This window comes from Actinobacillus ureae ATCC 25976 (assembly GCF_000188255.1).
Taxonomy (GTDB): Bacteria; Pseudomonadota; Gammaproteobacteria; order Enterobacterales; family Pasteurellaceae; genus Actinobacillus; species Actinobacillus ureae.
This window is the reverse complement of record NZ_GL831080.1, coordinates 74,916-81,687: the sequence shown is the minus strand read 5'-3', so window position 1 is coordinate 81,687 and position 6,772 is coordinate 74,916. Positions and strand designations below refer to the sequence as shown.

5 protein-coding genes and 2 pseudogenes are annotated in these 6,772 nt (G+C 42.4%); 1 reads left to right on the top strand and 6 read right to left on the bottom strand.

Translation table 11 applies throughout. The annotated features are described in order from the left end of the window. Window positions 1-141 precede the first annotated feature (141 nt). Window positions 142-1,128: pseudogene (gene yiaK / locus HMPREF0027_RS00400) on the bottom strand (3-dehydro-L-gulonate 2-dehydrogenase). A gap of 227 nt (window positions 1,129-1,355) precedes the next feature. Here yiaK and HMPREF0027_RS00395 point away from each other — a divergent pair. After that, window positions 1,356-1,898 carry an RBBP9/YdeN family alpha/beta hydrolase gene (locus HMPREF0027_RS00395; RefSeq protein WP_005621124.1) on the top strand — a complete coding sequence of 181 codons (543 nt, stop codon included), beginning with the start codon at window positions 1,356-1,358 and terminating at the stop codon, window positions 1,896-1,898. A gap of 43 nt (window positions 1,899-1,941) precedes the next feature. On the opposite strand, the gene HMPREF0027_RS00390 is transcribed toward HMPREF0027_RS00395, so the two are convergent. The 5 genes and pseudogenes from HMPREF0027_RS00390 to lptM all read right to left on the bottom strand — a co-directional run bounded on the left by HMPREF0027_RS00390 (window position 1,942) and on the right by lptM (window position 6,681). Further along, complete coding sequence (locus tag HMPREF0027_RS00390) at window positions 1,942-2,541, bottom strand: NAD(P)-dependent oxidoreductase (RefSeq protein WP_005621122.1); 600 nt, start codon at window positions 2,539-2,541, stop codon at window positions 1,942-1,944. Further along, window positions 2,541-4,358 carry a heme anaerobic degradation radical SAM methyltransferase ChuW/HutW gene (gene hutW, locus HMPREF0027_RS00385; RefSeq protein WP_005621119.1) on the bottom strand — a complete coding sequence of 606 codons (1,818 nt, stop codon included), beginning with the start codon at window positions 4,356-4,358 and terminating at the stop codon, window positions 2,541-2,543. Before hutW ends, HMPREF0027_RS00390 begins: the two co-directional genes overlap by 1 nt. Before the next feature lie 212 nt (window positions 4,359-4,570). Next, window positions 4,571-5,137 (bottom strand): annotated as a pseudogene (locus tag HMPREF0027_RS00380) (glutathione S-transferase family protein). Between the two features lie 53 nt (window positions 5,138-5,190). Further along, window positions 5,191-6,441, bottom strand: coding sequence for a diaminopimelate decarboxylase (gene lysA, locus HMPREF0027_RS00375; protein WP_005621114.1), 1,251 nt, complete (start codon window positions 6,439-6,441; stop codon window positions 5,191-5,193). A 126-nt stretch (window positions 6,442-6,567) separates the two neighbouring features. Continuing rightward, the gene (gene lptM, locus HMPREF0027_RS11395; RefSeq protein WP_005621111.1) at window positions 6,568-6,681 is read right to left on the bottom strand and encodes an LPS translocon maturation chaperone LptM; all 114 of its coding nucleotides are present in this window, start codon (window positions 6,679-6,681) and stop codon (window positions 6,568-6,570) included. Window positions 6,682-6,772 lie beyond the last annotated feature (91 nt).

Sequence of the window (6,772 nt, the reverse complement as noted above, 5' to 3'; positions counted from 1 at the left end):
TCTTTTCAACCCTCACCCCTTGTGGGAGAGGGAGGAAAAAATCTTTAGATTTTCGGAGGGAGAGGGGAATCCCCTCTCTCTGCTTATTTCGCTGAACGCTTCAATAAACTGTCTCTTTCTCGCTAGGGGCGAGAGTGTTTTTTACAACGATTTCAATTTTGCCCATACGGTTTCATCAACCGGAATACCGTTGGCGATATTGTCGGCAAGAATGGTGGTGAACTCGTGACCCGGTAAACGTACCGGTACGTTCGGATCCGCCGGTTCAGCGGTTTTCACATAATCCATAATGCGGTTAAGTTTTTCATCTTTGGTTTTACCATCAATTAAACGATCCACTTCAATCGCAATAAATACTTGTGAAACGCAGTATTCGTCATCTTTATCTTCGGTTACCGAACAAGTAGATTCACCGTTAGAAAGTAAGGTGGCAATCATATCTAATACGATTGATAAACCCGAACCTTTCCAGAAGCCCATCGGCATTAAGCGGCGGTTTTTCTCAACGGTTGCCGGATCACGGGTTGGGTTGCCGTCATCATCGAAACCGGCATCGATAAAGGTTTGGCGACCTTGTAAGCGATGGACTTCCAACATTCCGTAGGAATACATTGAACAATACATATCTACCATAGTGATTGGCGTAGTCGGTACGGCAACGATCAATGGGTTGGTACCAACACGACATTCTTTTGCACCCCAAGGCGGCATTACCGCTAACGCATTGGTCCAGCAGATACCGATATAGCCTTTTTCCGCCGTAAGAGCCGCCACGCATCCAGTGGTTGGCATTACGCAACGCCACTACACCGATACCGTTTTGCGAAGCGAGTTCCATCGCTCTATCCATCATTTTTTTGCAGTGAGGTTACCGATCGCTTGATGAGCATCCCATTGCTCGATTGCGCCCAATGAAAGCACCTTAGTCGGTACGGCTTCCGGTACAATATCGCCGTTTTCCAACTGCTGAATAAAACGTGGGAAGCGGTTTACTCCGTGTGAATACGCACCGGCCTGAGTGGTATCAGCAAATACCGTTGCACACTCTTCGGCAATTTCTTCACGCACGTTACGAGCCAATAAAACACGTTTAAATTCAGCTTTTAAATCTTGATAAGAAACTCTCATTGGACACCTCTAATTTATGTCGTTTCAAATAGTAAAATTGTATTTCATAAGTTAAGCTTAGCTCGTGAGGAAGTCAATTAAATGGAAAAACTAAAAATTTTTATAATCAATTGGTTATAAAAAATTTTTTCAATTTGTGACAGAGATCTCACTTTCCAAAGAGCATTTTTTTGCTAAATTAAGCGCAAAGCAAACGTTTTCTAAATTTCAGAGAAAAAGGATAAAGAATGAAAAAAGTATATGTAACCCATGGCTATACGGCGAATCCGAGCCGAAATTGGTTTCCGTGGCTAAAACAAGTATTGGAAAAGTTAGGGGTTGCGTGTGAGTGTTTAGCTATGCCGGATTCTAATAACCCGAATCCGCGAGTGTGGTTAGAGCATCATAAAAATACACTTAAATTAAATGAAGAAACGGTGTTGATCGGGCATAGTTTGGGTTGTATTGCGTTACTGAATTATCTGGCGGTAACACAACAAAAAGTGAATACCGCAATTTTTGTTTCCGGCTTTTATGAAAAATTACCAACTTTGCCGGAACTGGATTCATTTGCAACTTTTTACGCAAATCAGACCGCTTGTTTGCCGACAAAATCTTATGTAATTTCTGCCTTAGATGATGAGATTGTGCCGCATCTATTCAGCGACAGATTAGCGCAATATTTACAAGCGGATTATATTCGCTTGGCGCAGGGTAGGCATTTTATTGATCGAGAAGGCGTCACTGAATTACCGGTTTTATTGGAACTACTAAAACAAATTTTGAAATAGGCACAAGCGGATGGCTTGTGCCAAAGTGAAAGGGATTGTGAAGTTAGGCACAGACTGAGAAGATTTTATGGTTTGTGTTTTCACTATTAAGCACGGACAACACCGCATTGGCTAATGCTTTACGGCTCATATAACTGCCGGGCAGTTCAGCTGCACTTTCAATTAAACGGAAGGTTTCGCCTTCCGTGGTATTCAGCCCGCACGGGCGGAGAATTGTCCAATTTAGCGAGCTTTCACGCAGTAAGTTTTCCGCCTGTGTTTTTTCTTGTAGCGCTTCACCCAACACTTGTTTTACCGGTTCAGGCAAGAAAACCCATTGTTCACCGCAACCCATACTGGTAATAAAAATAAAACGAGCGGCAGGCGCATATTTCAGCATGGCACGAATAATGTTGATATTACCGGCAGCATCACTGCGTACACCGTCTTTTTTACCACCGATATAGCTGATTACCACTTTTGGCGAATATTGCTGCATCACTGTTTCACAGGCTTCCGGTGACATTACATCAGCAACCGCTGTCTGGAGATCCGTAAAAAACGGATCGGTCGAAGATTGTCGCAATACTGAGACGATCGGCTGATCAGCCGCCGCCAGTAATGCGCGTCCGGCTAAGCCATTGGCTCCAAATAATAAAATCATTACTCACCCTTAATTAATTGGCGCATAAAGTCGATTTGGTTTTGGCGTAAGTTACGTGCTTCATCACGTCCGACAAAGATTTTAAACATTGCGCCGCCTTGATGGTTAATAAAGTTAAGCGATACGGTCTGTTTGCCCATAAATGGACGCTCAAGTAAGTAAATCGCCGCACAGTTTTCATAGCGTAGGTGACCGTGTACGCCACCTTCTTGACCGTGATCGAAATTGTAAAAACCTCTGCCGATTTGACCGCTTGGTAGCTTGCCGGTTACCTCAACCACCGCATCCGGCGTATGTGCAATAAAGGTCACTGCATCTTCTAGCGTTGCTAACGCTTGCATAATTTCTACAAAACGTGCGCCATCCGTTTTAGTGACCATTTCCGCCGGTAAGCAGCTAATTACTTCTTCCAAACTACATTGTTTCATACCGGCAACCATTTCTAAAATTTGCCCCGGATTTTCGGCAAGTGATTGACGTAACTCGCTTAATTGTTCTTCACTTAATTTAACCATGCTGTTCTCCTTTTTATCTTCTGTGGGTAGCGTGAGCATTAATTTACGGATCAAAGTCGGTGACCAGTATCGACCGCTAATATTTAAGTGAGCGATACCGTCTTGATCAATGTTTAATAAAGATAATTGCTGCCATTGCATCAGCAATTTCATTGCTTTTGGGTTATGTTTAAATAACTTAATATCCAGATAGCCCAGTTCTAAACCGTGTTGTACCACACCAAGCAACGGTTTATTTGCACCGTGTTTACTTAAAAACGACAGTGCTTTTTTATCTGCCGGTGTGTCTAAATAAGTTTGTAGTGTGGAATGTACTTGGAAGCTATAACCGCCGAAATTACCGCCTGCACCGGAGCCGAAAGCAAGACACGGTATATTGGATTTAACTAACGTGTTATAACGGTTTCGTTCCCCGCGATTCGGGAAAGCAAAGTGGTTATTACTGACTTGCTGCCAACCAACTTTTGATAAATTCTCTACCGCATAGGCGTAATGTTGCGCTTGTACTTCAAAACTTGCGGCGGCAGGCAGAGAACCGTGTTCAATCATTTTATTAATCGGTAAAAACGGATAATTATTAAACGCATAAATATCCAAACCGGATAACGGTAGGCTACTTGCCACTTTAATATCGTTCGCCCAGACTTCGTCCGTTTGATTTGGTAAACCAAAAATCAAATCGGCAACGACAACCGCATCCAATTCACACAAAACTTTGAGGTATTCGTAAGCTTCCTCTCCGCTATGTTTACGTCCTAAACGTTTACGAATTTTTGAGTTAAAGGTTTGAATACCGATTGAAATACGATTCACGCCGGCGGCCACGCAAGCGTGCGCCTTTTCAATATCAAAATGGCTAATACGACCTTCAATCGTAAATTCACAGTCGTCCGCCAGCGGTAAATATTGGTAGCACGCTTTGATTAAGCGGACTAAATCTTCGGTATTCAGTGCGGTTGGTGTTCCGCCACCAAAATAAACCGCTTTGATTTTACCGTTACCTTGGCGGATACCGGCTTCGTATGCCAATTCTTCAATCAGTTTATCGGTATAAATTTTACTGTAGTCTTGTTTCCACGCATTGCGGTAAAAACCACAGAAAATACAATGATTGGCACAAAAAGGAATATGGAAATACGCCAAACCGTCTTCTTTGAGGGCGTGAATAGCAGCTTGTCCCCATACATTCTGCCATTCTTGTTGCGGTACAGCTTCACCACCCCAGATCGGCATTAATGCCTGACGTTCAGGGAATGCTTTTGGAGCAGCTTGGGTTGCCCGCCAATTTGTTGTTGTAATCATAATCACTCACTCTCTCGATCTGTCACAGAATAAAGCGAGAGTTATACCGAATATAGTTGTAAATGATATTGATTTTTATCAACTTTTGTCAAGTTAACAGGAATTATTCGCATAAAAAAAGCAGAGAACTTTGCTCTGCTTTTTCGCTTACTTATAAAGGATTAACCTTTTAAACCTTCGGCAATACGTACCGTATCCACGCCGGCATTCGCTTATACACGTTGCATAAACAGCGAGAGTTGCTCAAGGTGTGATAAATCCAAGCCTAACAGACGGCACCAATTTAACATGATGTAAAGATACACATCTGCAACCGAGATATTTTCACCGAAGAAAATATGGCTTTCTAAATGTTCATTGGCGGTCGCTAGCTGACTTAAAATCTTTTCTGCTGCTTGTTGACGAATAATACGAGTTAACTCCTCATTACCTTCCGCATAGCTTGGTAAACGGAATAGCGGCACAAATGATTTATGTACATCGCTATTAAAGAACGCTAACCAACGTGCCGCTTTCGCTTTATCACGTAAGGTTTTGCTACCGAATAATTTTGCTTCCGGGTATTTCTCATCCAAATAGTGCAAAATCGCTTGGTTTTGTGAAAGCGTTAAATCGCCGTCGACTAATAACGGTACTGCACCATGTGGATTCAACGTTAAAAATTCCGCCGATTTAATAAAATCACGGCTCACGAGCTCCGTTTGATATTCTGCCCCCGTTCATTCTAACGCAACATGGGGAACAAATGAGCAAGCACTTTTTAAACAATAAAGTTTCATCTCTTTCTCCAAATCAAATACCCTCGGCTATTCATTCGCCGAGGAAATAGAAATTATGGCAATAATCTTTCTAAACGCCATAAATCCGCAAAACTTGCACGAGCTTTAATTAAGTGCGCTAGGTCGCTGTCAACCATAATTTCGACCGCTTGTGGACGTGAATTGTAGGTTGAAGACATCGCCGCACCATAAGCACCTGCCGAACGCATTGCAATCAGATCGCCTTGTTCAATCGCCAGTTCTCTACCTTTACCTAAAAAGTCTGAAGTTTCACAAATCGGGCCAACCACATCATAGACCGTTTTTTCACGCACAAGTGATTGATCTACCTCGGTAATCTGCATATAAGCTTCATAAAGCGCCGGGCGGATCATATCGTTCATACCAGTATCGACAATCGCAAAATTACGATCTTCATTCGCTTTAAGGTATTCCACTTTAGTGACTAAGATCCCCGCATTTGCCGTGATCGCACGACCCGGCTCTAAAATGATCTCAAGATCTGCATAGCCTTTCAATTTTTCGAGTAATGCTTTGGCATATTCAGTCGGGTGTGGCGGCTCTTCACCGTTATACGGCACGCCTAAACCACCACCTAAATCTAAGTGGTGTAATTCGATACCGTCTTCTTTTAACTGATCCATTAACACAATCAGGCGATCCGTCGCGTCTAAAAACGGTTGTAATTCAGTTAATTGTGAACCGATATGGCAATCCATACCGGTAATTTTCACGTTTGGTAAGCTTTTTGCTAAAAGGTAAACCTCACGTGCTTGGTTCACGCTTACCCCAAATTTATTTTCTTTTAAACCGGTGGAAATATAAGGGTGAGTATGCGCATCCACATCCGGATTTACACGCAATGAAATCGGCGCAATTTTACCTAATTGACCGGCGACTTCATTAATACGGTGTAATTCCGCAATAGATTCAATATTAAAGCAACGAATGCCGACTTCCAACGCACGCTGAATTTCACTGTGTGACTTTGCCACACCGGAAAATACCACTTTGCTCGGATCACCGCCTGCGGCAAGTACTCGTTCAAGTTCGCCTTGCGACACAATATCAAAGCCCGAACCGAGGCGAGCCATCACATTTAATAAAGCGATATTGGAATTGGATTTTACCGCAAAGCAAATTAAGTGTGGGTGAGAACCGAACGCTTTATCGAAAGCGTGCCAGTGGCGTTCAAGCGTTGCACGAGAATAGATATAAGCCGGTGTGCCGTATTGATTAATGATGTCTGAGACGGAAACATCTTCCGCAAAAAGCTGTTGGTTTTTATAGTTGAAATGGTTCATTTATTTAGTTGTCCGTTGTGTTTGAAAAATAAAACCACGGCAAAGTAGCCACACTCGTATTTGCAAAAAATCGGGTAAATTCGACCGCTTGTTATACAGGTGTTTTTGAATTGCCGTGGTTAGAAATTATTTTGTTTGTTGTTGAACAGGTTGCTGCTCAGGAAAATAAAGCGGGCCTTTTACACCACAAGCCGCTAACCCGAATGAGGCAACCAAAGCCACTAAAATTAATTTTTTCATCGTAAATCCTTAAGAGTGAATTATCTGTTGATTCTAAAACAAATTGTGGTAATGAAAAAGTAAAAAAGCCGTTTCGCCTATTTTTAAATAA

Coding starts and splice junctions, on each gene's coding strand:
- HMPREF0027_RS00395 (WP_005621124.1), top strand. CDS start 1,356: ATGAAAAAAGTATATGTAACCCATGGCTATACGGCGAATCCGAGCCGA.
- HMPREF0027_RS00390 (WP_005621122.1), bottom strand. CDS start 2,541: ATGATTTTATTATTTGGAGCCAATGGCTTAGCCGGACGCGCATTACTG.
- hutW (WP_005621119.1), bottom strand. CDS start 4,358: ATGATTACAACAACAAATTGGCGGGCAACCCAAGCTGCTCCAAAAGCA.
- lysA (WP_005621114.1), bottom strand. CDS start 6,441: ATGAACCATTTCAACTATAAAAACCAACAGCTTTTTGCGGAAGATGTT.
- lptM (WP_005621111.1), bottom strand. CDS start 6,681: ATGAAAAAATTAATTTTAGTGGCTTTGGTTGCCTCATTCGGGTTAGCG.